This is a genomic window from Microbacterium aurantiacum, assembly GCF_040532595.1.
In the GTDB taxonomy this organism is placed as follows: domain Bacteria; phylum Actinomycetota; class Actinomycetes; order Actinomycetales; family Microbacteriaceae; genus Microbacterium; species Microbacterium chocolatum_B.
This window is the reverse complement of sequence record NZ_JBEVYX010000002.1, coordinates 608,269-631,514: the sequence shown is the minus strand read 5'-3', so window position 1 is coordinate 631,514 and position 23,246 is coordinate 608,269. Positions and strand designations below refer to the sequence as shown.

General features: G+C 70.1%; 26 protein-coding genes and 1 tRNA gene. 16 read left to right on the top strand and 11 right to left on the bottom strand.

Going from position 1 to position 23,246, the window contains the following annotated elements; all coding sequences use genetic code 11:
• The first annotated feature begins 21 nt into the window (after positions 1–21).
• Positions 22–1,494, top strand: a complete 1,473-nt coding sequence (der, locus tag ABXJ56_RS15255; protein ID WP_435405017.1) for a ribosome biogenesis GTPase Der — start codon at positions 22–24, stop codon at positions 1,492–1,494.
• Between the two features lie 34 nt (positions 1,495–1,528).
• The gene (locus tag ABXJ56_RS15250) at positions 1,529–2,401 is read left to right on the top strand and encodes an NUDIX domain-containing protein (protein ID WP_354000567.1); all 873 of its coding nucleotides are present in this window, start codon (positions 1,529–1,531) and stop codon (positions 2,399–2,401) included.
• A 12-nt stretch (positions 2,402–2,413) separates the two neighbouring features.
• Here the strand turns inward: ABXJ56_RS15250 and ABXJ56_RS15245 are convergent, their stop codons facing one another.
• Entirely contained in the window at positions 2,414–3,895 is a 1,482-nt protein-coding gene (locus ABXJ56_RS15245) for a DHA2 family efflux MFS transporter permease subunit (RefSeq protein WP_354000566.1), read from the bottom strand.
• Positions 3,896–4,003: 108 nt separating this feature from the next.
• Between ABXJ56_RS15245 and ABXJ56_RS15240 the strand changes: the two genes are divergently transcribed.
• Positions 4,004–4,648: a TetR family transcriptional regulator gene (locus ABXJ56_RS15240; protein WP_354000565.1), complete on the top strand. Its 645-nt coding sequence runs from the start codon at positions 4,004–4,006 to the stop codon at positions 4,646–4,648.
• Between the two features lie 29 nt (positions 4,649–4,677).
• Positions 4,678–5,472, top strand: a complete 795-nt coding sequence (locus tag ABXJ56_RS15235; RefSeq protein ID WP_354000564.1) for an alpha/beta fold hydrolase — start codon at positions 4,678–4,680, stop codon at positions 5,470–5,472.
• A gap of 18 nt (positions 5,473–5,490) precedes the next feature.
• Here ABXJ56_RS15235 and ABXJ56_RS15230 read toward each other — a convergent pair whose 3' ends face one another.
• Both ABXJ56_RS15230 and ABXJ56_RS15225 read right to left on the bottom strand, forming a co-directional pair.
• Positions 5,491–5,856, bottom strand: a complete 366-nt coding sequence (locus tag ABXJ56_RS15230; protein WP_354000563.1) for an RNA-binding S4 domain-containing protein — start codon at positions 5,854–5,856, stop codon at positions 5,491–5,493.
• A gap of 43 nt (positions 5,857–5,899) precedes the next feature.
• Positions 5,900–6,487, bottom strand: coding sequence for a GNAT family N-acetyltransferase (locus ABXJ56_RS15225; RefSeq protein ID WP_354000562.1), 588 nt, complete (start codon positions 6,485–6,487; stop codon positions 5,900–5,902).
• A gap of 114 nt (positions 6,488–6,601) precedes the next feature.
• Here ABXJ56_RS15225 and ABXJ56_RS15220 point away from each other — a divergent pair.
• Positions 6,602–6,675 (top strand) — tRNA-Pro (locus ABXJ56_RS15220).
• A 294-nt stretch (positions 6,676–6,969) separates the two neighbouring features.
• On the opposite strand, the gene ABXJ56_RS15215 is transcribed toward ABXJ56_RS15220, so the two are convergent.
• Complete coding sequence (locus ABXJ56_RS15215; protein WP_354000561.1) at positions 6,970–7,137, bottom strand: hypothetical protein; 168 nt, start codon at positions 7,135–7,137, stop codon at positions 6,970–6,972.
• Positions 7,138–7,284: 147 nt separating this feature from the next.
• On the opposite strand from ABXJ56_RS15215, the gene ABXJ56_RS15210 reads away from it, so the two are divergent.
• The gene (locus tag ABXJ56_RS15210; protein WP_354000560.1) at positions 7,285–8,232 is read left to right on the top strand and encodes an NAD-dependent epimerase/dehydratase family protein; all 948 of its coding nucleotides are present in this window, start codon (positions 7,285–7,287) and stop codon (positions 8,230–8,232) included.
• A 6-nt stretch (positions 8,233–8,238) separates the two neighbouring features.
• On the opposite strand, the gene ABXJ56_RS15205 is transcribed toward ABXJ56_RS15210, so the two are convergent.
• Together ABXJ56_RS15205 and ABXJ56_RS15200 are read right to left on the bottom strand one after the other, a co-directional pair.
• A complete protein-coding gene (locus ABXJ56_RS15205; RefSeq protein ID WP_354000559.1) occupies positions 8,239–8,574 on the bottom strand; it encodes a hypothetical protein in 336 nt (111 codons plus the stop codon).
• Complete coding sequence (locus tag ABXJ56_RS15200; protein ID WP_354000558.1) at positions 8,571–9,647, bottom strand: alkene reductase; 1,077 nt, start codon at positions 9,645–9,647, stop codon at positions 8,571–8,573. Before ABXJ56_RS15200 ends, ABXJ56_RS15205 begins: the two co-directional genes overlap by 4 nt.
• Before the next feature lie 123 nt (positions 9,648–9,770).
• Between ABXJ56_RS15200 and ABXJ56_RS15195 the strand changes: the two genes are divergently transcribed.
• Entirely contained in the window at positions 9,771–9,986 is a 216-nt protein-coding gene (locus ABXJ56_RS15195) for a multidrug transporter (protein WP_354000557.1), read from the top strand.
• Positions 9,987–10,004: 18 nt separating this feature from the next.
• Here ABXJ56_RS15195 and ABXJ56_RS15190 read toward each other — a convergent pair whose 3' ends face one another.
• Both ABXJ56_RS15190 and ABXJ56_RS15185 read right to left on the bottom strand, forming a co-directional pair.
• A complete protein-coding gene (locus ABXJ56_RS15190; RefSeq protein ID WP_354000556.1) occupies positions 10,005–10,844 on the bottom strand; it encodes a MerR family transcriptional regulator in 840 nt (279 codons plus the stop codon).
• A gap of 68 nt (positions 10,845–10,912) precedes the next feature.
• Entirely contained in the window at positions 10,913–11,413 is a 501-nt protein-coding gene (locus tag ABXJ56_RS15185; protein ID WP_354000555.1) for a glutathione peroxidase, read from the bottom strand.
• A 132-nt stretch (positions 11,414–11,545) separates the two neighbouring features.
• On the opposite strand from ABXJ56_RS15185, the gene ABXJ56_RS15180 reads away from it, so the two are divergent.
• Positions 11,546–12,049: a cupin domain-containing protein gene (locus ABXJ56_RS15180; protein WP_354000554.1), complete on the top strand. Its 504-nt coding sequence runs from the start codon at positions 11,546–11,548 to the stop codon at positions 12,047–12,049.
• Positions 12,050–12,101: 52 nt separating this feature from the next.
• Entirely contained in the window at positions 12,102–13,055 is a 954-nt protein-coding gene (locus ABXJ56_RS15175; RefSeq protein ID WP_354000553.1) for a L,D-transpeptidase, read from the top strand.
• A gap of 12 nt (positions 13,056–13,067) precedes the next feature.
• On the opposite strand, the gene ABXJ56_RS15170 is transcribed toward ABXJ56_RS15175, so the two are convergent.
• Positions 13,068–13,850 (bottom strand): SDR family oxidoreductase, encoded by a 783-nt coding sequence (locus tag ABXJ56_RS15170; protein WP_354000552.1) that lies wholly within the window; start codon positions 13,848–13,850, stop codon positions 13,068–13,070.
• A 174-nt stretch (positions 13,851–14,024) separates the two neighbouring features.
• On the opposite strand from ABXJ56_RS15170, the gene ABXJ56_RS15165 reads away from it, so the two are divergent.
• From ABXJ56_RS15165 to ABXJ56_RS15145, 5 genes are all read left to right on the top strand, one after another.
• Entirely contained in the window at positions 14,025–15,017 is a 993-nt protein-coding gene (locus tag ABXJ56_RS15165) for an aldo/keto reductase (protein ID WP_354000551.1), read from the top strand.
• Between the two features lie 68 nt (positions 15,018–15,085).
• Complete coding sequence (locus ABXJ56_RS15160) at positions 15,086–15,577, top strand: A24 family peptidase (RefSeq protein WP_354000550.1); 492 nt, start codon at positions 15,086–15,088, stop codon at positions 15,575–15,577.
• Positions 15,578–15,647: 70 nt separating this feature from the next.
• The gene (locus tag ABXJ56_RS15155; protein ID WP_354000549.1) at positions 15,648–16,703 is read left to right on the top strand and encodes a YihY/virulence factor BrkB family protein; all 1,056 of its coding nucleotides are present in this window, start codon (positions 15,648–15,650) and stop codon (positions 16,701–16,703) included.
• The gene (locus ABXJ56_RS15150; protein WP_354000548.1) at positions 16,696–17,415 is read left to right on the top strand and encodes an NAD(P)H-hydrate epimerase; all 720 of its coding nucleotides are present in this window, start codon (positions 16,696–16,698) and stop codon (positions 17,413–17,415) included. The genes ABXJ56_RS15155 and ABXJ56_RS15150 overlap by 8 nt, the downstream gene beginning before the upstream one ends.
• A gap of 114 nt (positions 17,416–17,529) precedes the next feature.
• Entirely contained in the window at positions 17,530–20,031 is a 2,502-nt protein-coding gene (locus tag ABXJ56_RS15145; RefSeq protein ID WP_354000547.1) for a glycogen/starch/alpha-glucan phosphorylase, read from the top strand.
• Positions 20,032–20,073: 42 nt separating this feature from the next.
• Here the strand turns inward: ABXJ56_RS15145 and ABXJ56_RS15140 are convergent, their stop codons facing one another.
• On the bottom strand, positions 20,074–20,805 hold the full coding sequence (locus tag ABXJ56_RS15140) for a glutamine amidotransferase (RefSeq protein ID WP_354000546.1): 732 nt from the start codon (positions 20,803–20,805) through the stop codon (positions 20,074–20,076).
• Positions 20,806–20,872: 67 nt separating this feature from the next.
• On the opposite strand from ABXJ56_RS15140, the gene ABXJ56_RS15135 reads away from it, so the two are divergent.
• Together ABXJ56_RS15135 and ABXJ56_RS15130 are read left to right on the top strand one after the other, a co-directional pair.
• Entirely contained in the window at positions 20,873–21,094 is a 222-nt protein-coding gene (locus ABXJ56_RS15135; protein ID WP_354000545.1) for a response regulator, read from the top strand.
• Complete coding sequence (locus ABXJ56_RS15130; RefSeq protein ID WP_354000544.1) at positions 21,091–21,786, top strand: CYTH domain-containing protein; 696 nt, start codon at positions 21,091–21,093, stop codon at positions 21,784–21,786. Before ABXJ56_RS15135 ends, ABXJ56_RS15130 begins: the two co-directional genes overlap by 4 nt.
• 57 nt (positions 21,787–21,843) lie before the next feature.
• On the opposite strand, the gene lpdA is transcribed toward ABXJ56_RS15130, so the two are convergent.
• Complete coding sequence (gene lpdA, locus ABXJ56_RS15125) at positions 21,844–23,241, bottom strand: dihydrolipoyl dehydrogenase (protein WP_354000543.1); 1,398 nt, start codon at positions 23,239–23,241, stop codon at positions 21,844–21,846.
• Between the last annotated feature and the right edge of the window lie 5 nt (positions 23,242–23,246).

The window sequence follows — 23,246 nt, the reverse complement described above, 5'->3', positions numbered from 1 at the left end:
TCCGACGCCCTGGCCCAGCACATGGCCGGGCTCGACGACGACCTCGCCGAGCAGCGGGCCGCGGCCCTCCGAGCCGGCCTCGATGATTACGCCCTGGAGGCGGAGGACGCCGAGCTTCTGGAGGGGGTCCTCTCCGGCGACGGCGAGGTCGAATACCTGCCGGCGCTCCCCGTCGTCGCCATCGTGGGCCGCCCCAACGTGGGCAAGTCCGCGCTGGTGAACCGCATCCTCGGGCGTCGGGAAGCCGTCGTCGAGGACACCCCCGGTGTCACGCGCGACCGGGTGACGTACAAGGCCGAATGGATGGATCGCCGGTTCACGCTCGTCGACACCGGCGGATGGGAGCCGGACGCGCGCGGCATCGACCGGTCGGTGGCGGCGCAGGCGGAGGTCGCGATCGATCTGTCCGACGTCGTGCTGTTCGTCGTCGATGCGATGGTGGGGGCGACATCCACCGATGAGCATGTCGTGAAGCTGCTGCGCAAGAGCGGCAAGCCGGTGTTCCTCGTCGCCAACAAGGTCGACGACGCCCGACAGGAGCCCGAGGCCGCGGCCCTGTGGAACCTGGGACTCGGCGAGCCCCACCCGGTCTCCGCGATCCACGGTCGGGGCGTGGCGGACCTCCTCGACGAGATCATGAAGGTGCTGCCGGAGATCTCCGCTGTCGCCGGGCACGAGATCGGCGGCCCGCGCCGCGTCGCGATCCTCGGGCGCCCGAACGTGGGGAAGTCCTCCCTCCTGAACAAGGCCGCCGGCGAAGAGCGCGTCGTCGTCAACGAGCTGGCCGGCACGACCCGCGATCCGGTGGACGAGGTCGTGGAGGTCGGAGGCAAGCTCTGGCGGTTCGTCGACACCGCCGGCATCCGTCGGCGTGTGCACCTGCAGCAGGGCGCGGACTTCTATGCGTCCCTGCGCACGTCCGCGGCGCTGGAGAAGGCGGAAGTCGCCGTCGTCGTCCTCGACGTCTCGGAGCCGCTCAGCGAGCAGGACGTCCGCATCATCGACCTCGTGCTGGAGTCCGGCCGCGCGCTCGTGCTGGCTTTCAACAAGTGGGATCGCCTCAACGACGACGACATGGAGGACATCGACCGGCGTCGCTACCTCGAGCGGGAGATCGAGCAGGATCTCGCACACGTCGCGTGGGCTCCGCGGGTGAACATCTCCGCGCGTACGGGACGTCACCTCGACAAGCTCGTACCGGCCCTGGAGACGGCTCTGGCGTCGTGGGACCAGCGCATCTCGACCGGGAAGTTCAACGCCTTCCTCGCCGAGCTCGTCGCGGAACACCCGCACCCGCTCCGGGGAGGCAAGCAGCCGCGCATCCTGTTCGGGACGCAGGCGGCCACGCGTCCGCCGACATTCGTGCTGTTCACGACGGGGTTCCTCGACCCCGGCTACCGCCGGTTCATCCAGCGTCGCCTCCGCGAGGTCTTCGGGTTCGAGGGCACCCCGATCGTGACGAACATGCGCGTGCGGGAGCGCCGCCAGCGCTGACCCGTCCGTGTCGCCGGTGTGTCAGGCTTGCGGGGTGACGAACGAGCGGCCGACGCCGAGGAACCCCGGTGACGCGTGGGTCGTCGGCCCGGACGGTGCGCGGTACTGGGGTCGGTTCGGTGCGGCGGGGCTCCTCGCCGTAGACGCCGTGCGCGGCATCCTGTTGCAGCATCGTGTCTCCTGGAGCCATTTCGGCGACACGTGGGGGCTTCCGGGCGGCGCGCGTCACGAGGACGAGTCGGCGGCGGATGCCGCTCTCCGCGAATCCGCCGAAGAGGCGGGTGTGCCGTCGGGGGCGATCCGCCCGCGGCTGCTGAGCGTGCTGGATCTCGGCTACTGGTCGTACACCACGCTGATCGGCGACGTCGAGACGCCGTTCGAAGCGACGATCAGCGATCCTGAGAGCAACGCGCTCGAATGGGTGCCCGCGGCGGTCGTCGAGGAACGTCCGCTGCATCCGGGTTTCGCCACCGCGTGGGTGCGTCTGAAAGAGCTCGTCGCGCTGCGTCCCGCCGTGGTGGTCGATGTGGCGAACGTGGTGGGCTCGGTTCCGGACGGGTGGTGGCGTGATCGCGCCGGCGCGGCGGATCGCCTCCTGGCTGCGCTGGAGGAGCTGTCATCCCGTGGCATTCCGGCGGCCGCGCTCGCGCTGCCCGAGCACACGTGGTTTCCCGCGTGGGTCGCGGTCGTCGAGGGGGAGGGGCGCGCCGCAGCCGACGTGGACGGCGTCGCCGTGGTGCGTGCGGAACGCTCCGGGGATGATGCGATCGTCACCGAAGCCCGACGTCTTGGGGACGCCGGGCGTTCGGTGACGGTGGTGACTGCCGACCGGGAACTCGCGGCACGGTGCGAACAGGCCGGTGCCGTCGTCCGGGGCCCGCGCTGGCTGCGCGATCTCCTGCCCTGATTCCGCCGCGGTTCAGTGCGCCGTCGCCTGCCGCGGCGTCGGTGCGTCCACAGCGGGGTTGCGGACGAAGGCGGCGAGCACCACGGCGGCGCTCGCGACGATCGCACCGACGAGGAATGCCGCGTGCACCCCGTCCGCGGTGGCCGCGATCGGGGTCGCGCCTTCGGCGAGGGCCCCGGCGGCGGTCACCGACATGAGGGTGACGAACAGGGCCGTCCCCGCGGCTCCGGCCAGCTGCTGGAGCGTGCTCACCGTGGCCGAGCCGTACGAGTAGAGGGTCGGAGGGAGCGACCCGAGCGCCGACGTGAGCAGCGGGGTGAAGACGAAGCCGAGGCCGAGATTCAGGGCGACGTGCACGGAGACGATCCACACGATCGGCGTCCCCGCGTCGAACGTGGTCATCCCCCAGAGAGCCGCGGCGGCGACGATCATGCCCGGGAGGACGAGCGGGCGCGGTCCGAAGCGGTCGAAGAGCGCGCCGACCACCGGCGCGATGGCGCCCATGACGATGCCGCCCGGGAGCAGCATGAGCCCCACGGCGAGCGTGTCGAGTCCGAGCACCTGCTGCAGGTAGAGCGGGAGCAGGATGAGCGAGCCGAAGAGGGCGGAGAAGACCACGGCGACGAGGACCGTCGCCAGAGCGAACGGCCGGGAGCGGAAGGTGCGGAGGTCGAGCAGGGCCGAGTCGGTGCGCTGCAGGCGGAGCTGGCGGAGGACGAAAGCGACCACGGCGATGGCGCCGACGGTCAGGGGGATCCAGACCGGAACGGGGGCGTGACCCGAGGCGGCTTCGCCGATCGAGCTTAGGCCGAAGATGAGGCCGCCGAAGCCGAGAGCCGAGAGGACGACGGAGAGGATGTCGAAGCTCGCCGCGCGGGTCTCGGTGACGTTTCTCACCCACAGCGCCCCGAGGGTCAGGGCGATGACGGCGATCGGGAGGACGAGCCAGAACATCCATCGCCAGTCGAGGACGGACAGGATGATGCCCGAGACGGTCGGGCCGATCGCCGGGGCGACGGCGATGACGATGGAGATGACTCCCATCATGCGGCCCCGCCGCTCGGGGGCGACGATCGTGAGCACGGTGGTGAAGAGCAGGGGCATCATGATCGCCGTGCCGGAGGCCTGGACGATACGACCGAGGAGCAGGACCTCGAAGCCCGGGGCGAGGGCTGCGACGAGGGTGCCGATCGTGAACAGGCTCATCGCGGTGAGGTAGAGCCCGCGGAGCGGGAAGCGAGCCAGCAGGTATCCGGTGAGCGGGATGACGATGGCCATCGTGAGGAGGAACCCGGTCGTGAGCCACTGCGCGGTGGCGGCGGTGATGCCGAGGTCTTCCATGAGGCGGGGGAGCGCCACACTCATGATCGTCTCGTTGAGGATCACGACGAAGGCCGACACGACGAGCAGGGCGATGACTGTGCCGGGGCGGACGGCGCGCGCGGCGCGCGTCTCTTCGGTCGGTGTGGGCGGGAGGTTCTTCTCGAGGGTCACGGGGACGCTCTTTCTCGTTCGGGGCGCGCCGCGCGGTCGCGCGCGGCGAGGACTCGTTGAGTATATGGCAGTGACTGCCAAGTTGGCGGCAGGTGTAGAATCCTTTGCATGACGTCTGACGACTCTGCGCCCGTCGGTCTGCGGGAGCGCCGACGGCGTGAGACGCTGCGCGAAGTGGCGGATGCCGCGCTCACGCTCTTCGAGGAGCGGGGCGTCGCCGCGACGACGGTGGATGAGATCGCCGCGGCCGCCGGCATCTCTCCGCGGACGTTCTTCCGCTACTACCCGACGAAGGAGCACGCGCTCTTCCACGAGGATGAGACCTATCGGTCGATTCGCGTCGAGCTCGTGAACGACGTGCGTGCGGGGGCGGCCTTGGCGCCGGCGATCCAGCACGCGTGGGTGCGACTGTTCGACGACTTCGATCGACGGCCCGACATCCGCGCGCGGGTGCTCCGGGTCCGCCGTGTGATCGAGTCGGAGCCCACGCTCCTCGCGCGCGCGGTGACGAACGACATCGACAACGCCGACGAGCTCATCGATGCCGCGGTCGACGCGGCGGGCGCTGACGCCGATGTTCTGACGATCCGCGCGACGGTCGCGGCGATGGACGCGATCATCCGTGTCGTGTTCGGCGAATGGGTGCGGCGGTCCGAGCTCGGCGACGCCGCGAGTGCCGGCGAGATCTACCGCGAGGTCATCGCGGGTCTCGCACCGCTCGGCGCGCACCTCTCCCGAGACGCGGGGAACTAACCCCGCGCCCTCCGATGTACGGTGGCTCGATGGCGGCAGAGCATCGTGCGATCACGGCCTTCGACGGCGCGACGATCGCGTACACGGTGTTCGCCGGCGTTGAGCCGGGGATCGTCATCCTGCACGGGCTTGCCGGGAGCAGCAACGAATTCGTCCCGACCGCTGCGGCCCTGGCGCCGAGGCAAATGATCCTCGTGGATCAGCGCGGTCACGGCGCCAGCACGCGGGCGCCCGCGGATGTGTCGCGGCTCGCTTTCGTCGACGACGTCGTACGGGTGATCGAAGCGGAGTGGCGTGAGCCGGTCGACCTCCTCGGCCAGTCGATGGGGGCGCACACCGCGATGCTGGTGGCGGCGCACCGCCCCGAACTGATCAGGCGACTGGTGATGCTCGAGGGGGACGCCGGCGGAGGGGCCGCAGACGATCGTGCCGCGATCGGGTCCTTCTTCCGGTCGTGGCCGGTTCCCTTCGCGAATCGTGCCGACGCGCAGGTGTTCCTGGGGGACGGTGCGCTCGCGCGGGTGTGGGTCGAAGATCTCGAGCGACGTGCGAATGGGTTTCATCCGCGCTTCGATCCGGACGTGATGGTGCGCGTGCTCGAGGGGATGAGCGCACCGAAGTGGCGCGAGTGGGAAAGCGTCAGGACTCCCACCCTCGCGGTCTACGCCGACGGGGGCATGTTCAGTGAGGAGCGGAAGGCGGAGTTCGTCCGTCGGGGTCAGGACGTGACGCGGACGGATCTCGTCAGAGCGTCCCACGACGCACACTTGGACGCGTTCGGGGAGTGGACGGCCGCCCTTCGATCGTTCCTCTTCTCGGAGTGAGTCGCTCGGGCGCTCCCCTCAGCGCCCGCGGAGCTTCTCGATGTCGCGTCTTTCACGTTTGGTGGGACGCCCTGCACCGCGATCGCGGACCGGCACGAATGCGGTGAGCTCCCGGGGTGGTGGTGGCGGCGTCCGATCCTCCATGGCGTCCGCTGCGACGGCCGCGCCGACGCGCTTCACGATCGGCTGACGGACGACGAGCATCCGGTCGAACCCCGAGATCCGGACGCGCACCTCGTCGCCGGGCTTGACCGGCTGGGCCGCCTTCGCCTTCTCGCCGTTGACGCGCACGTGACCGGCGCGGCACGCGGTGGTCGCCGCGGAGCGGGTCTTGTAGACCCGGACCGCCCACAGCCAGGCGTCGACGCGGGCGGTGGAGGTCATCCGTCCATGATGTCAAACAGTTTCGTGCGGCGGTCCGGGCATCTCACTCGCGGAGATCGAGCGCGACGACGACGCGATCGGGGCGAGACCGCCCGACTTCTCGGAAGCCGGCGCTCAGGAACGTGGACAGGATTCCGTGGAACAGCGAGTTCGCGGTGTGGCGTCGGCCGGCCTCGGGGTCGATCGGATACGCCTCGAGTACTCGCGCACCGCCGTCCCGCGCGAAGGCGACCGCGGCGTCGAGCAGCGTCGCCGTGACCCCTTCCCCGCGGTGCTCCCTACGGGTCGCGAAACACGTGACGGCCCAAACGGATGCGTCGTCCCACGGCTGATCGGACACGGACGCGAACGCGCGCGTGCGCTCGAGCCGGGGTTGGCGCACCCGCGGTCCGACACGCACCCAGCCCGCGGCGACGCCCTCGACGTACGCGACCAACCCGGGCGCCGGGCCGACATCGATCTCGTCGCGCAGAATGCGGCGGCGTTCATCGACCCCGGTCGCGGAGAACTGCGCGTTGGTGAGCGTCCACCACTGGCACTGGCAGCTCGCCCCATCGCCGCCGCCCGTGAGGGCGTGCTGGACGTCGGCGAAGCGATCGGCGCTGGCGGCTTCCACGGAGACCCGGCTCATGCGGGCGACCCTACTCGTGGCATCCGTCCCCCGCCATGCCCGGGCACCGCGCGCGTTCGCGGTTGCCGTTCGGACCGGCTAGGATAGGGGAGTTGTCCGCGCGTGCGCGGCTTCCGGGATGTGGCGCAGCTTGGTAGCGCACTTGACTGGGGGTCAAGGGGTCGCAGGTTCAAATCCTGTCATCCCGACCGGAATGAGAAAAGGGTTCGCCGAAGGCGGGCCCTTTTCTCATTCCCGCGAGCGGATTATCCAGGCGGGCCCACGCCGCCGGAGGCTCCGCGCGGCGCGAAGCGGCGAGTGGAGTGGCGGTGGGGCGCATCCCGACCGGAATGAGAAAAGGGTTCGCCGAAGGCGGGCCCTTTTCTCATTCCCGCGAGCGGATTATCCAGGCGGGCCCACGCCGCCGGAGGCTCCGCGCGGCGCGAAGCGGCGTGTGGAGTGGCGGTGGGGCGCATCCCGACCGGAATGCGCCGATCGGCAGGTCAGGCGTCGTCGGCCTGCTCGTCCTCTTCCGGCTCGAAGGTCGAGGCTTCGCCGGTGTGACCGGCCGCGACGCCGTCGGGGTCGGAGGGGATCGTGCCGTCCTCGCCCACACCGTCGGGCTTGGTGGTGGGGTTCTCGTGGTCGCCGGGGCGCTCTTCGTTGCTCATCTCGTCTCCTGTCTCGTTGTATGCGACGCTACGCGCGACCGTCCGGTCACCCACCGGGGTTGACACCTCGCGCTTCGGCGCGAACTCTTCACCCCGACGACGCGCCGTCGTCATCTCACGCCCCGCCCGTGCTGGCATGCTCGCATCATGCAGACTCAGCGCTTCGTGATCGTCGGGGCAGGCCCCATCGGAAGCGCCGTCGCCCGGCGCGCCGCGGAGCACAGCTGTTCGGTGATCGTCGTCACGCGGTCCGGCTCCGGACCGGAGATCGACGGCGTGCGCCACATCGCCCTGGACGCGACCGACCGCGCGGCGCTCAGTGCGGCATCCGCCGGTGCCGACGTCATCGTCAACTGCGCCAACCCCGGGTCGTACCAGTCATGGGAACGCGAGTGGCCGCCCCTCGCGGCGGCGATCCTCGGCGCCGCGGAGGACGTCGGCGCGGTCCTGGTCACGCTGAGCAACCTGTACGGCTACGGCCCGGTCGACGCGCCCATGACGCGGCACATGCCTCTTCGGCCCTCCGATCACAAGGGCGCCCTTCGTGCGCGCATGTGGGAGGACGCCCGCGCGGCGCACGAGGCGGGGAGGGTCCGGGCGACGGAAGCCCGCGCGTCCGACTACATCGGTCCGACCGCGCCCACCACGAGTTCGATCCTCGCCCGCTACGCCGCCACGACGCTCGCGGGCAAGCCCGTGACGGTCTTCAGCGACCCCGACCAGCCGCACGCATGGACGGCGGTCGACGACATCGCCGCCACCCTCCTTGCGCTGGCGCAGAACGAGCAGGCCTGGGGGAGCCCGTGGATCGTCCCCTCGAGCCCGCCCGCGACGGTGCGCGGGGTGTTGAGCGAACTCTCCCGGCTGTCCGGTGCCCCGGCTCCGCGCCTGCGTACGCTTCCGCGCCCCGTGGTCCGGATGGGGGGATGGGTGGTGCCGATCCTCCGCGAGCTGGAGGGCGTCCTCTACCAGTTCGACCGCCCGTTCCTCGTCGACACGGAGGAGACGACCGCGGTGCTCGGCATCCGTGCTACGCCGTGGCCGACGGTCCTCGCTGAAACCGCCGTGGCCTGGCGCGACCGCGCGGGGGGCTGAGATTCCTCAGAGGGCGGAGATCCGCACTCGCCAGCCGAGGCGTTCGAGCGCCGCGCGCAGGCGCTCGGCGTGGTCCACAGCATCCGCGAGCGAGGCGGATGACCACACGTCGATGGCGAAGGGAGGCGGCTCGCCGAAGCGAGGCAGCTCCACCTCCGCCCAGGCAGAGGGTCCGAGCGGGACCCGGGGGAACGCCGTGCCGGCACCTTCGATCGCGCCGTCGGCCGCGAAGGCTATGGCGTCTAGCGCATCGAGCTTGGTGATCGGCAGATGCACGACGAGCGTGATGACGTGCCGCTCGGGATGAGCGGCTGCCGCGGCGTTCCTCCGGGTCTTCCTCACGCCGCCAGAGTGGGGTAGTCCGTGTAGCCGCGGGCATCGGGGCCGTACACCGTGGCCTGGTCGACGGGGTTCTCTTCGGCCCCGCGCTCCCATCGCTCCACGAGGTCGGGGTTGGCGATGGCCGGACGGCCGACCGCGACGAGATCGGCGATGTCCTCGTCGATGACGCGGATCGCCTCGTCGCGCGTGGTCACGCGTCCGAAGCCCGAGTTCGCGATGAAGGTGCCGCCGAAGGCGCGGCGCAGCTCCTGCGGGAGGGCGCCGGAGGGGTCCTCGTGGAGGATGCTCAGATACGCAAGGCCCAGGGGCGCGAGCCCCTCGACCAGAGCCAGGTAGGTCGCGCGGGTCTCTTCCGCGTCGCGCTCCCACACGTCCTGGATGTTGTGGGCGGGGGAGATGCGGATGCCCACCCGATCGGCTCCGATCTCATCGACGACCGCGCGCGCGACCTCGATGACGAAACGGGCCCGGGCCTCGGGCGAACCGCCGTACTCGTCCTCGCGGCGGTTGGAGGCGGGGGAGAGGAACTCGTGAAGGAGGTAGCCGTTCGCGGAATGCAGCTCGACGCCGTCGATTCCGGCGTCGACGGCGCGCCGTGCGGCACGGACGATCTCGTCGCGCACCGTCGCCAGCTCCCCGGTCTCCAGCGCGTGCGGCACGGGGAAGTCGACCTTCGACCCGTCGGCGAGGCGGGTCTGGCCCTCGATGGCGATCGCGGACGGCGCGACGATGCGAGCGGTTCCGGTGATGCCGGTGTGCGACACACGGCCCCCGTGCATCATCTGCATGAAGACGGTGCCGCCGGCGGCGTGCACGGCCTCGGCGACACGCGCCCATCCCGCAGCCTGTGCGTCGGTGGCGATGCCGGGCTGCCCGGGGTACGCGCGCGACTCGGCGCTCGGGAACACACCCTCGGTGACGAGCAGACCGATCCCGGCACGCTGGGCGTAGTACTGCGCGACCAGATCACCGGGCACACCCGCGTCGTCCGCGCGAAGCCGGGTCATCGGGGCGAGCGAGACGCGGTTGCGGAGAGCGAGGGACCCGACGGTGATGGGGGAGAAGAGCGTCACGGAGAATGTCCTTTCGTCGACCATTGTTCCGGGCCGGGACAACGGTCGGGTCGGGATCGCTATTCCTGAGAGCTCTCTGTCAACCCCGCCGCCCGCGCAGCAGGAGAGCCCTAGCGTGAGGGCATGGACACACCCTCCGAGCAGGACGCGCAGCGCGCGAAGGATCGGCACGACCAGTTGACCACCGCGCCCGAGGCGACGGAGGAGGATGCCGCGCCCCGGATCCGGGTGACCGAGCATGACGGCATCCGTCGGATAGACATCGACCCGGATGCCGCGGTGCGGCCCGGAATGGGGCAGACCGGCGCTGATGCCGGGGAGCCCGGGTCATCCCGCTGATCCGACCTCGCCGTCGGATCACCGGGCGACGGGCACCTGCAGCTCGGTGACCCAATCGGGACCGGGCACGTGCCCGTCCGCCTGGAGGTACACCTCGCGGCAGTCGCCGACGATGCGATAGCCGTCGGCGACGACCCTTTCCATCAGCATCCCCCAGGACTCCCCGATTCCCGCCATATCGCCGTGGTGACGCAGCGTGGCGGCGAGCGGGATCGGGGGCAGCGTGACCACGTCGTACCCGACACCGGGCACAGGGTCGGCCTCCGCGGTGTACGCGACGTGCACACCGAGCCGATCGTCGTCGCGGGGTTCGTACCAGAAGATCCCGGGCTCGATCACACGGCGCCCGGCCTGCGCCAGCGCTCGATCGAGTCGATCGATGAGTGGTCCGATCGTGGGTGAGACGTTCTCGGGTCCCACGCCTGGAGCCACGCCGTCCATGGCGTAGACGGTGACGGGTGCAAGCTCCGCGTAGACGACATCCGGCAGGGTGGTTCCCTCCAGCTGACGGAGTCTTCGCTCGATGCGGGCGAGGCGGCGCCGGTCGTCGTCGACGGATGCCGACAGCTCGCGATGTCGCTCGGCGAGCACCGTCCGCAGCGCGGCATCGTCGTCGCCGGCGGAGCCCATGGCGGCGATGCGCTCGAGCCCGACCCCCAGGCCCCGCAACTCCGCGATCCTCAGCGCTTGTGGGAGCTGATCGATCGTGTAGGAGCGGTAGCCGGTGCGGTCGTCGACGCGGGCAGGCCGCAGGAGCCCGATCGCGTCGTAGTGCCGCAGCATCCGTGCACTCACCCGTGTGAGGGCGGCGAATTCTCCGATGGTGTACATGATGTCGACCACGATCGACCTTGACACGGTGTGAAGGTCAAGTCCACGGCGAGGGAGCGCCGCCGAGGACGGCTCGTAGCGCGCCGGATCTCGTGTCAGGCGGACGCGCCTCCGCCGGGCAGCGCCTTCTCGATCGCCGCGATGACCTCGGGCGCATCGGGCTTCGTCCGCGGGGAGAAGCGGGAGACGTGGCCGTCGGGACCGACGACGAATTTCTCGAAGTTCCAGCTGATCCCGCCTGCCTTGCCGTCGTCGGTCGGGACGGTGGTGAGCTGCTGGTACAGCGGGTGCGCCTTCTTGCCGTTGAGCCGCACCTTCTCGGACATCGGAAAGGTGACGCCCCACGTCGTCGAGCAGTACTCCTCGATCTTCTCCTCCGAGCTCAGCTCCTGCAGGAACTGATTGCTCGGGAACCCGATCACCGTGAAGCCGCGCGGGCCGTACTCCTTCTGCAGCGCCTCGAGGGTCTCGTACTGCGGCGTCAAGCCGCATCGCGAGGCGACGTTGACGACGAGCGCGGCCTTTCCGTCCGTCAGTGCGCCGAAGGTCGTCTGCTCGCCGCGGATCGTGGTGATGGGGATGTCACGAAGGTCCATGCCCGCATCATCCCGCGCCGCGGCGTTGTGAGCGGTGACTTCGGCCCGGTTCTCAGCCGATTCTTACGCGCGCGCGTCGCGCGCCCTAGGCTGGCCACACCCGGGAGGGGGTCGCCCATGAGGAATCGTTCTGTGCGCACGCTGCTGCTCGTCCCGACCGCCGCACTCGTGCTGGCGATCGCGGCCTGCTCCGCCCCGGCGGGACCGTCCCCCGTATCCGGAACCCCGTCGGTCGGCCTCAGCGGGGAGGCGTCGCCGTCCGCGGCTCCCGTCTCAGCCGTGGATGTGGCGACCGGCGAGATCGACGAGGGGGTCGTGGTCGACGTCCCCGATGCCGGCGACGGTGTCGGCGTGACGTTCCGCGAGATCACCCTCGCGCCCGGCGCAAGCACGGGCGTGCACTGCCATCACGGGCAGCTCATCGCCGTGGTCCAGGCGGGGGAGCTCACGCACTATGCCGCGACACATCCCGACGGCGTGCGCGTTTACGCCACGGGGGAGGCGATCATCGAGGGAGCGGGCTACCCGCACGAGGGCGTCAACGAGGGTGATGACCCCGTCGTCCTGTGGGTCACCTACGTCATCCCCGAGGGCGAGCCCCTCGCCGAGACCGACCTCGATCGGTGCGATCCCTGAGCGACGGCGACGGCGGCTTGCAGGCAGGCCGCGCCCGGGCGAGCATGGACGCATGACGGATGCGCCCGACCCCGACGCCGCCCCCGAGTCATCCGCGCTCTCACGCCGCCGGTGGCCGTGGGTCGTCGGCGGGGCCGCGACGCTCACGATCGCGGTGGGGGTGGCGCTCGCCGTCTCGGGACTCACTGCCGCGCCCGACGCCGCGCCGGCCCCGTCGCCCACGTCGACAGCGGTGACGACCCCGTCTCCCGCACCCACGTCCACTCCCACTCCCACCCCGACAGTCGCGGAGTTCCCCGCTAATACCGTCGCGTACGACCCCGCGGGGCTGGCGCAGGTGGATGTCTTCGCCGTCAACGCGGGGCTTCCCATCGACGACGACCCGTACGCGGTGCCGAGCGAAGCGATCGCGACTCCGCGCGCGGCGGGCGCTCCCGTCTTCGCCGACCCGACGGCGGAGCCGATCGGCTTCCTCCCGGCGACCCTCCCATTCGACGGGACGTCGGTTCCGGTCGTCGAGCGCCAGGAGCACTGGCTGAAGGTGCTCCTCGTCGGACGACAGGCCGTTCCCTCTCAAGGGAACGCCGCGCAGGTCGCCGGGTGGGTCCGAGCCGCCGACGTCGACGTCGTCCCCTCCGACGCGCACGTCGAGGTCGCCATCGGCGCCCGCACGATCGACATCGTGCGGGGCGGGGAGCGGCAGACGATCGCGACGGACTTCGCCTGGGGCACAGACGCGACACCGACCCCGCTCGGGCGGTCGTACATCATGACCACGCGCGTCGTCCCCGAGTTCGGCTATACCCGCGGGCACCCCATCGTGTACCTGTCGGTGCAGTCCCCGACGCTCGACGGGTTCGGCGGAGCGGATGCCGCGGTGACGGCGTTCCACTACCACGACGAGCGGTCGGGGGCGATCTCCAACGGCTGCGTGCGGGTGGATCCCGCCGCGATCGCCGCGCTCGCCGAACTGCCGCAGGGAACCCCGGTCCTGATCAATCCGTGACGGCGGTGTCGCTCACCACGTGGAATCGCCTCGCATGACCGCGTCCGAGCCGCCGTCGATGAAGATCACCTGGCCGCACAGGTGCGCGTTCTCCTCGCTGACCAGCCACGCCAGAAGGTAGGCGGCGTCGCGCGGGGGGAAGATCCCGTTGAGCGGCATCGGCACCATCTGCAGGATCGCGTCCCGCGCCTCCTGCGTGCTGGTGAACTGCTCCGTCATCGCCGTGGACACGACCCCCGGTGCAATGGCGTTCAGGGGGATCCCTGCACCCGCCCACTCCGGGCTGGGCGCGTGGCGGCGTATCCACCGGGCGAGCGCGCGCTTGGTCGTGCCGTAGATCGCGTTCGCCTCCTCCGGCGATCCCGCCGCCAGCTCACCCGCCCGGCTGAGTGCTGCGTCCTCGTCGCCGTCGAGCAGCCGATCGAGGAGTGCCTCGTCGGGCGGATACAGCGACGCCATGGACGCCGTGGCCACGGCGCGCGGCGCGGGGGACTCGGCCAGCAGCGGCCGGAGCCCTTCGAGCGTCGCGACGGCGCCGAAGTAGTTGACCGCCGCAGTGGCGACGGTCGGCGACGCGAGACCTGCATTAGCGATCACCCCGTCGACGACGCCGCCGGAGAGGTCTCGGACGCCGGAAACCATCGCCGCGCGTCCCTCGGATGTCGTCAGATCCGCGTCGATGTCGCTCCCGCGCAGGTCGACGCCGATGATCCGGTTCCCGCGCTCGGCGAGCAGCTCCGCCGTCGCCCGCCCGATGCCGCTCGCCGCGCCGGTGATCACGATCGTGCGTGTCATGGCTTCCGTCCTCCATTCCCTCCGGCGCCGATGCCGATGGCAGCTAGGATGCGCCGACATCTCGAGTGTGCGGCTTCGGCCGACGTACCGCCACCGCGCGTGGCCGTGAATATCGCGGTGCCCGCAGGCGCTGCCGTGCGTGACATGCTGGGCGAGGACTATCGAGGAGGATCCATGCAGCAGCGACCCTTGGGGCACACCGGCCGGAACGTCTCGGTGATCGGACTCGGCACCTGGCAGCTCGGTGCCGACTGGGGCGCGGTGACCGAGGAGGACGCCATCGCGGTCCTCGCGGCATCCGTCGAGCACGGCGTCACGCTGTTCGACACCGCCGACGTGTACGGCGACGGGCGCAGCGAGTCGATCATCGGGCGATTCCTCGCGGAGCGGCCCGGCCACGACGTCACCGTCGCGACGAAGATGGGGCGGCGCATGCCCCAGGAACCGGAGAACTACAGCCCGGACAACTTCCGCGCATGGACGGAGCGGTCGCGACGCAATCTCGGCGTGGACACGCTCGATCTCGTGCAGCTGCACTGTCCTCCGTCCGCGGTCATCGAGGCGGACGGCACGTTCGACGCCCTCGACGCTCTGGTCGCGGACGGCGCCATCGCGGCGTACGGCGTCTCGGTGGAGACGGTCGCGCAGGCGCGCGCCGCCATCGCCCGCCCCGCGGTGACGAACGTCCAGATCATCTTCAATCCGTTCCGGCTCAAGCCGTTGGACGAGGTCCTTCCCGCCGCCGCTGCCGCCGGTGTCGCCGTGTTCGCGCGCGTTCCGCTGGCATCGGGTCTGCTGTCGGGCCGCTACACCTCCGCCACCACGTTCTCCGCCGATGACCACCGGAGCTACAACCGTCACGGCGAGGCCTTCGACCGAGGCGAGACCTTCTCGGGCGTCGACTACGACACCGGTGTCGCGGCGGCGACGGAGCTGGCGGCCGCGCTGCCGGAGGGCGTCTCCCTCCCGGCCGCGTCGCTCGCCTGGATCGCGGCACAGCAGGGCGTCACGAGCGTCATCCCGGGGGCGCGCAACGTCGGTCAGGCGCAGTCGAACGCCGCCGCTGCGCATCTGCTCGAGGGCGGATTCGACCTCGCCGCGTTCGATGCAGCCGTCCGCCGGGTCTACGACGAGAGGCTCCGCGCGGACATCCACCCGCAGTGGTGAACGGTCTGCGCGCCGGGGTTGTCCACAGCCTGTGCGCGCAGACTCCGCGCCGCGGCTAGCCTCGGCTCGTGCTCCCCGAGATCCTGCGCGCCGGCATCCTGCTCGCGTTCCTCGGGTGGGGCGCCGTGCTCGCCGTCATCGACGTGCGTTCGCACCGCCTCCCGAACCGGATCGTGCTTCCCGCGTATCCGGTCGCGATCGCGGCACTCGGGCTCCTGGCCGCGGCATCCGGCGATGCGGGCTCCTTCATCCGCGCTCTCGTCGGCGGGGTCATCCTCTTCGGCGCCTATGCGCTCCTGCGCAGCGTGCGCGGGAGCGGACTCGGCGGGGGAGACGTGAAGCTCGCCGGCGTCCTCGGCCTCCTCCTCGGCTTCGCCGGGTGGGGAAGTCTCCTGGTCGGCGCGGCGGCCGCGTTCGTCTCGGGCGGCCTGTACGCCGTCGCTCTCCTCGCCCTTCGCCGCGCGGACCGCCGCACCGCGATCCCGTTCGGGCCGTGGATGCTCCTCGGCGCGTGGATCGGTCTCCTCGTGCCGAGCCTGACGGGGAATCCGCCGCTCTGACGTCCCTGTCACACATCGCCGAGCCTGTCGACCCCCGGGAGGCGTCATCGACGATGGATAGGGTGGCGGAATGGCAGACCTGATCGCGAAAGTGACCGCCTGGGCGCTCTCGCTCCGTCTCGTACGGACGTTCCTGCACTACTCCGAACGCCGCGGCGCGATGCTCGCGGACTCGATCACCTATCGAGCGCTGTTCTCCGTGTTCGCCGGCGTTCTGCTCGGGTTCTCCTTCGCCGCGCTGTGGCTGAGCGACAACCCCGTCGCATGGCAGTCGCTCATCAGCGCCGTCGACTCCGCGATCCCCGGGCTGCTGGGCGAGGGCGGCCTCATCGACGTCAACGACATCGCCGCCCCCGCGGGTCTCACGGTCGCCGGCATCCTGTCGCTCCTCGGACTCGTCGGCGCGGCGATCGGCGCGATCGGATCGCTCCGCGCGGCGCTGCGGGCGCTCGCCGACCGCGTCGCCGAGGACACGCTGTTCCTCTGGGTGATCCTGCGGAACCTCGCCCTCGCCATCGCGATCGGTGGGGGATTCGTCCTCTCCGCCGCGGCGACCTTCGCCGGCACCGCCTTCATCGGCAGCGTGCGGGAGTGGATCGGCATCGGCGACGGCACGTTCGCCGAGATCGCGACCCGAGGATTCTCCATCGTGGTGGTCTTCCTCCTCGACGCCGGCCTGATCGCCCTCGCTTTCGTGACGCTCGCCGGGGTGAAGGCGCGCCCGAAGACGATCATCGGCGGGGCGGCCATCGGCGGCGTAGGGCTGGTGGTGCTGCAACAGCTGTCCGGACTCTTCGTCGGAGGTGCCGGATCCAACCCCCTCCTCGCCTCCTTCGCCGCTCTCATCGCGCTCCTCCTGTGGTTCAACCTGTCGGCGCAGGTCATCCTCCTGGCCTCCTCGTGGATCATCCTCGGCGTCGCCGAGGATGCCGACCGGGTGCGCGAGCGCCACGGGGCCCCGACGTTCATCCTGCGACGCGTGCGCAAGGCCGAGGACGGCGTACGCGTGGCGACCGAGGAGCTGGCTGCCGCGCGGGCGGCGGCAGATACCGAGCGCGAAGCGACGCTCGCCCGAGCGACTGATGCCGGAGCACACGGCTCAGTGAAGGACGACGCCCGTGGCTGAGGCCGGAGTGGTCGTCCCGGTGTTCACCGCCGACGTCATCCGGAGGGCCGAGAAGCCGTTCCTGGAGAAGGGCGAGCCGCTCATGCGTCGCGCGGCGACGGCGCTGGCGGATCTCGCTCGCGCAGAAGTCGCGTCTGCCGCCGAGAAGATCCCGAGCGGCACGCACATCCGACGTCCCCGTGTCCTCGTCCTCGCCGGGCCCGGCGACAACGGCGGCGACGCGCTGTACGCGGCCGCCGAGCTGGCCGAGGGGGCCGACGTCGATGTCCTCCTCGTCAGCGACCGCTTCCACGAGGCGGCATTCGCCGCGGCGCTCGCCGCGGGGGCGCGTCGCGTCGAGATGTCCGCGGCGCGCGATTCCGCGTCGGAGTACGCGCTGATCCTCGACGGCATCGTCGGCATCGGAGCATCCACCTCGCTGCGCGGGACCGCGCGCGAGGCCGTCCGGGTACTGCGCCCGCTCGTGGAGGGCACCGAGACGAGCGTGATCGCCGTCGACGTGCCGAGCGGCGTGCACCCCGACACCGGCGCGCACGACGGCGAGGTGTTCGCGGCATCCCTCACCGTCACCTTCGGCGGGACGAAGGTCGGCCTTGTCAGCGACGACGGTGCGCCCGTCGCGGGACGCGTCGTCCTGGTCGACCTGGGGTTGGACCTGTCGCCCGACGACGGCAGGGGAACGGCGGAGATCAGCGCGATCATCGCCGGCTGAGGCACCCGCTCGGACGCGTCGCGCGCCTTCGCGCGACGTGACGACTTCATTAAGGTCTGCTGGATCTTTCCCTGCCGGTATGCGTCCGGGCCCTCGCACCGCTATTTTCTTGTCGTGCCCGATCAAATCTCGCCTGTCTCGAGCAAGCCGACTCACGCGCTCGCCCTCGCCCCCGTCCCCACGCCCCCCAGCACGGTCGACGGCTTCGTCAAGCAGTTCCTGGAGAACCTCAACCTGGAGCGGGGCGTGACCCTCTCCACCGCCAGCCCGAACGACCGGTACATCGCGCTCGCCACCACCGTCCGCGACTTCCTGGTCGCCCGGTGGCTCGAGGACATCCGGCGGCAGAAGGAAGCGCAGGCGAAGGGCGTCTGCTACCTCTCGGCCGAGTACCTGCTCGGTCGTCAGCTCGACAACAACCTGCTCGCCACGCGTCTCACCGACATCGCGACCGAGGCTCTCGCGTCGTGCGGCATCGACATCGACGACATGCGCGCGCTCGAGGTCGAGCCGGGCCTCGGCAACGGCGGACTCGGTCGCCTCGCCGCGTGCTTCATCGATTCGCTCGCGACGATGAGCGTCCCGAGCATCGGGTACGGCATCCGATACGAGTACGGCATCTTCCGCCAGACGTTCGTGGACGGCCAGCAGGTCGAACAGCCCGACGCGTGGCTGACGCTCGGGTCGCCGTGGGAGTTCGCCCACCCGGAGGCCGCGCAGACCATCTCGTTCGGCGGATACACCGAGACCTATGACGACGACGGGGTCCCCCGCAGCCGCTGGGTTCCGGGGTGGAACGTGCAGGCCGTCCCCTACAACTACATGGTCCCCGGCTACCACAACGGCCGGGTGAACACCCTCCGCCTGTGGCGGGCGGTGGCGACCAACGCCTTCGACCTCCGGATCTTCAACTCCGGCGACTACGAGGAGGCGGTCCGCGCGCAGACGTACGCGGAGAACATCTCCAAGGTGCTGTACCCCGAGGACTCCACCCCGCAGGGCAAGGAGCTGCGTCTGCAGCAGCAGTACTTCTTCGTCGCAGCATCCATCCGCGACTTCCTCGACCACATGCTGGCTCCGGGCTTCGACCTGTCGAAGCTGCCCGACCGCGTCATCTTCCAGCTCAACGACACCCACCCCGTGATCGCCGTCCCGGAGTTCATGCGGGTCCTGGTCGACGAGGAGCACATGGAGTGGGATGCCGCATGGGAGATCACCCGGCAGTGCTTCGCCTACACGTGCCACACCCTCCTCCCCGAGGCGCTCGAGGTGTGGTCCGTCGAGCTTCTCGGTCGGCTACTGCCGCGTCATCTGGAGATCATCTACCGCATCAACGACGCCTTCCTCGAGGAGGTGCGCGAGCGCTTCGGTGACGACGAGATGCGCATCCGCAACATGTCGATCATCGCGGAGTTCCCCGAGCGGTCGGTGCGCATGGCGTACCTCGCCACCGTCGCGGGAGCGAAGGTCAACGGTGTCGCCGAACTGCACTCTCAGCTGCTGCGCGAAAAGGTCCTCCCTGACTTCGATGAGTTCTACCCGGGGAAGTTCACCAACGTCACCAACGGCGTCACGCCCCGACGGTTCCTGCGGTTGGCCAATCCCGGGCTCGCCGGTCTCATCACCGACGCACTCGGTGCCGGGTGGACCGTCGACCTGGAGCGCCTGCGGGGGCTCGAGTCCTTCGCAGAGGATCCCGAGTTCCGGGCGCGCTTCGCGGAGGTCAAGGCCGCCAACAAGCGTGTGCTCAGCGACGTCCTGCGCGCGCGCGACGGGTTCGAGGTCAGCGACGGCCACATGCTCGACGTCATGGTCAAGCGCCTCCACGAGTACAAGCGGCAGATGCTGAAGGTGCTGCACATCGTCACGTCGTACGAGCGCATCGTGTCCGGCCGGGTGCGGGCGGAGGACGTCCAGGGCCGAGCATTCATCTTCGGCGCCAAAGCCGCGCCCGGCTACGCGATGGCCAAGCGCATCATCCACCTCATCAACGCGGTGGGCGAGGTGGTCAACAGCGACCCTCGCGTCCAGGGGCGGCTGCAGGTCCTCTTCCCGCCGAACTACAACGTCACCCTCGCTGAGCGTGTCATCCCCGCCGCGGATCTGTCCGAGCAGATCTCGCTCGCGGGCAAGGAGGCCTCGGGTACCGGGAACATGAAGTTCGCCCTCAACGGCGCGCTCACCATCGGCACCGACGACGGCGCGAACGTCGAGATCCGCGAACTCGTCGGCGACGACAACTTCTTCCTGTTCGGCATGACCGAGCCGGAGGTCGAGGCGCTGTGGAGCCGCGGGTACAAGCCGGCGGAGTTCTACCAGCAGGACGACGATCTGCGTCGCGCGATCGACCTGATCGCCTCCGGCGCGTTCTCCCACGGAGATCGGACCGTCTTCGAGCCGATCGTGTCGAATCTGCTCTACGACGACCGCTTCATGGTCCTCGCCGACTATGCCTCGTACATCCAGGCGCAGGATCGTGTCGACGCCGCCTACGCCGATCAGGACGCGTGGACGAAATCGGCGATCCTCAACATCGCCCGATGCGGCTTCTTCTCGTCGGACCGTTCGATCCGTGACTACATCGACCGGATCTGGCACACGCCGCCGATGCTGTGACGCCGGACGGAGGACGTCCGCTGACGCCGGGATCCGTCGGCGTCAGCGGGCGTACCGCTCGACGAAGGCCCGGAGCATGTGCGGGGGTTCGCTGACAGCGGCGCGTCGCACGGCCGCGAGGGTGAGGTCGAGCTCGTCCGAGGCGAAGTACCCGTAGTCGGCGTACGCGTGGATGCGAGTGGTGATCCCGGCGAGATCGAGCTCCGGGTGGAACTGGGTCGCATAGACGTTGCGTCCCACGCGGAACATCTGCACCGGGCACGCTGCCGACGAGGCCAGGAGGGTCGCCGACGGCGGCAGTCGCGAGATGGCCTCCTTGTGGCCCACGAAGGCGGAGAAGGACGCCGACATGCCGGCCAGCAGCGGGTCCGCGCGGCCTTCGGCCGTGAGCGTCACGTCGACGACGCTGATCGGTTCGGAGTGGACGCGGTCGATCACCGCGCCCTGGTGTGCGCCGAGCGTGCCCACGCCGTAGCACGCACCCAGAAACGGGATGTCGCGGGCGACGACGTCATCGAGGAGCGCGGCGAACTCCCGCTCCACACGCACTTGGACCGCTGACTTGCGCTCCGCAGGATCGGACGCGTTGAACGGGCCGCCGCCGACGAAGACGCCCGAGACGGTGTCGAGATCGAACGCGGGCATCGGCCCCGACTCCAGACGCACCCGGATGAGTTCGCGCTCTTCGAGGCCGGTGTAGCGCAGGAACAGCGCGTACTCCTCGTCGGCGGGCACGTCTTCGGCGCGCGTGGCGAGGAGGACGAACGGCTTCACGTGACCACGATAGTGCGCGACGCGCAAGTGCCTGCTCCCGCCTCCGGGGCCGGACTATGCTCACGGCATGGCTATCGCACGACTGCATCAAGGACCCCTCGACGGACAGCTCCTCCCGCTGGAGGAGGACGACCTCGAGCGCCTCATCGTCCCGTACAGCGAGACTCAGGTCGTCTACGAGCGCAAGGGCGAGCCGGAGAATACCGGTGACAGCGACGGACCGACCGAGATCAACTTCTGGTTCGTCGCGGCGGAGGACGTCATCGATCCTGCGGGCGATTCGGTGTGAGCGCAGCGATCGATCCGGCGGCGCCGTCGCCCGCAGACGCGGAGCCGTCGCGGACGGTGGAGATCGAGCTCAAGTTCGATGTCGACGACACCGTCTCCATTCCGGACTGGACCGTGCTGCCCGGGGTGACGGCCGTCGGCGATCCGGAGTTGCGCGACCTCGATGCGCTCTATTTCGACACGCTCGACTTCGCCCTCGCCCAGCGCGGGTACGCTCTGCGGCGACGCCTGGGCGGACCCGACGCCGGCTGGCACATCAAAGGCCCGCGCGTGCGGGGCGCTCGCGTGGAGATCGGCTGGCCGCTGGGAGAAGAGGATCCGGCCACCGCAGAGGCGGAGGGCATCGGCCTGGTCCCGGCGCTCCCGGACGAGGTTCGGGCGGCGGTCGCGGAGATCGTCACCGGCGCCGTGGGCCCCATCGCCCGCCTGCGCAACGCCCGCACGGCGTACGCCCTGACGGATGCCGCCGGCGGCATGGTGGCGGAGGTCGTCGACGACCACGTCGCCGCGCTGGATGCACGCACCGGCGCCGAGCGCGGCTGGCGCGAGTGGGAAGTCGAGCTCGGCCCGGCGGCCCCGGCGGACGATCACGAACGCGCCGCGTTCTTCGCCGCCGTCGTCGAGGCGGTGTCTTCTGCGGGCGGCCGGGAGGCGGCCTCCGCATCGAAGCTCGCCCGTGCCCTCGGCTACTGACGGCAGACACGCAGAAGGGGCGCGGGCTGAACGCCCGCGCCCCTTCTGCGTGTCTGATCAGAGGTTGATCATGTGCCCTGCGAGGCCGTGGAACGCCTCCTGCAGACCCTCCGACAGCGTGGGGTGGGTGTGGATGTTCCGGGCCGCCTCGAGCGCGGTGAGGTCCCACTTCTGCGCGAGGGTGAGCTCGGGGAGAAGCTCCGAGACGTCGGGACCGATGAGGTGTCCGCCGAGGAGCTCGAGGTGCTCTCCGTCGGCGATGAGCTTGACGAAACCGATCGGCTCGCCGAGGCCGTTGGCCTTGCCGTTCGCGGAGAAGGGGAATTTCGCGACCTTGACGTCGTATCCGGCGTCGCGTGCCTGCTGCTCGGTGAGTCCGAACGATGCGACCTGCGGCGAGCAGAACGTCGCACGCGGCATCATGCGGTAGTCGCCGAGGGTCATCGTCTCGGCCTTGCCGATGGTCTCCGCAGCCACGACACCCTGGGCCTCGGCCACGTGGGCGAGCTGGAGCTTCGCGGTGACGTCGCCGATGGCGTAGATGTGCGGCACCGAGGTGCGCATGTGGTCGTCGATCTCGATGGCACCGCGGTCGGTGAGCTTCACGCCGGTGGTCTCCAGGCCGAAGCCCTCCACGTTCGGGGCGAAGCCGATCGACATCAGGACCTTGTCGGCCTCGATCGAGCCCTGGGCGCCGTCCTTGCCGGTGTACGTCACGGTGACCTTGTCGCCGGAGTCGACGACCGTCTCGACCTTCGTGGAGGTGAGGATGTCGACGCCGTACTTCTTGTACTGGCGTGCGATCTCCTTCGAGACGTCCGCGTCCTCGTTGGGGAGGGCGCGATCGAGGAACTCGATGATGGTGACCTTGACGCCGTAGTTCGTCATCACGAAGGCGAACTCCATGCCGATCGCGCCGGCGCCCACGATCACGATGGAACCGGGGAGGTCGCGCGTCATGATCTGCTCTTCGTAGGTCACGACGTTCTCGCTCAGCTCCACACCCGGGAGCAGGCGCACCTTCGATCCGGTCGAGATGATCGCGTTGTCGAAGGTCACCTCCTCGGTGGAGCCGTCGCTCTTGGCGACCGAGAGGGCGTTCGGGCCCGTGAAGGTGCCTCGCCCCTCGTACTCGGTGACCTTGTTCTTCTTCATGAGGAAGTGGATGCCCTTGACGTGGGTGTCCGAGACCTTGCGGCTGCGATCCCACGCGACACCGAAGTCGAAGTGCACGTCACCCGAGATGCCGAACAGCTCGGCCTTGTCGTGGAACGTGTGGGCGAGGTCGGCGTTCTTCAGGAGAGCCTTCGAGGGGATGCAGCCGACGTTCAGGCACACACCACCCCAGTACTTCTCCTCGATGATCGCGACCGTGAGGCCGAGCTGTGCGGCGCGGACGGCCGCGACGTACCCGCCGGGGCCAGCGCCGAGGATGGCGACGTCGTAGTGAGGCATGGCTC

What these genes read in the sequence shown, in the direction of transcription:
- ABXJ56_RS15185 (WP_354000555.1), bottom strand. Translation starts at nt 11,413, where the DNA reads ATGGACCTTCGTGACATCCCCATCACCACGATCCGCGGCGAGCAGACG.
- ABXJ56_RS15165 (WP_354000551.1), top strand. Translation starts at nt 14,025, where the DNA reads ATGCAGCAGCGACCCTTGGGGCACACCGGCCGGAACGTCTCGGTGATC.
- ABXJ56_RS15135 (WP_354000545.1), top strand. Translation starts at nt 20,873, where the DNA reads ATGGCTATCGCACGACTGCATCAAGGACCCCTCGACGGACAGCTCCTC.
- ABXJ56_RS15235 (WP_354000564.1), top strand. Translation starts at nt 4,678, where the DNA reads ATGGCGGCAGAGCATCGTGCGATCACGGCCTTCGACGGCGCGACGATC.
- lpdA (WP_354000543.1), bottom strand. Translation starts at nt 23,241, where the DNA reads ATGCCTCACTACGACGTCGCCATCCTCGGCGCTGGCCCCGGCGGGTAC.
- ABXJ56_RS15225 (WP_354000562.1), bottom strand. Translation starts at nt 6,487, where the DNA reads ATGAGCCGGGTCTCCGTGGAAGCCGCCAGCGCCGATCGCTTCGCCGAC.
- der (WP_435405017.1), top strand. Translation starts at nt 22, where the DNA reads ATGGCCGGGCTCGACGACGACCTCGCCGAGCAGCGGGCCGCGGCCCTC.
- ABXJ56_RS15195 (WP_354000557.1), top strand. Translation starts at nt 9,771, where the DNA reads ATGGACACACCCTCCGAGCAGGACGCGCAGCGCGCGAAGGATCGGCAC.
- ABXJ56_RS15170 (WP_354000552.1), bottom strand. Translation starts at nt 13,850, where the DNA reads ATGACACGCACGATCGTGATCACCGGCGCGGCGAGCGGCATCGGGCGG.
- ABXJ56_RS15240 (WP_354000565.1), top strand. Translation starts at nt 4,004, where the DNA reads ATGACGTCTGACGACTCTGCGCCCGTCGGTCTGCGGGAGCGCCGACGG.
- ABXJ56_RS15230 (WP_354000563.1), bottom strand. Translation starts at nt 5,856, where the DNA reads ATGACCTCCACCGCCCGCGTCGACGCCTGGCTGTGGGCGGTCCGGGTC.
- ABXJ56_RS15175 (WP_354000553.1), top strand. Translation starts at nt 12,102, where the DNA reads ATGACGGATGCGCCCGACCCCGACGCCGCCCCCGAGTCATCCGCGCTC.
- ABXJ56_RS15155 (WP_354000549.1), top strand. Translation starts at nt 15,648, where the DNA reads ATGGCAGACCTGATCGCGAAAGTGACCGCCTGGGCGCTCTCGCTCCGT.
- ABXJ56_RS15210 (WP_354000560.1), top strand. Translation starts at nt 7,285, where the DNA reads ATGCAGACTCAGCGCTTCGTGATCGTCGGGGCAGGCCCCATCGGAAGC.
- ABXJ56_RS15215 (WP_354000561.1), bottom strand. Translation starts at nt 7,137, where the DNA reads ATGAGCAACGAAGAGCGCCCCGGCGACCACGAGAACCCCACCACCAAG.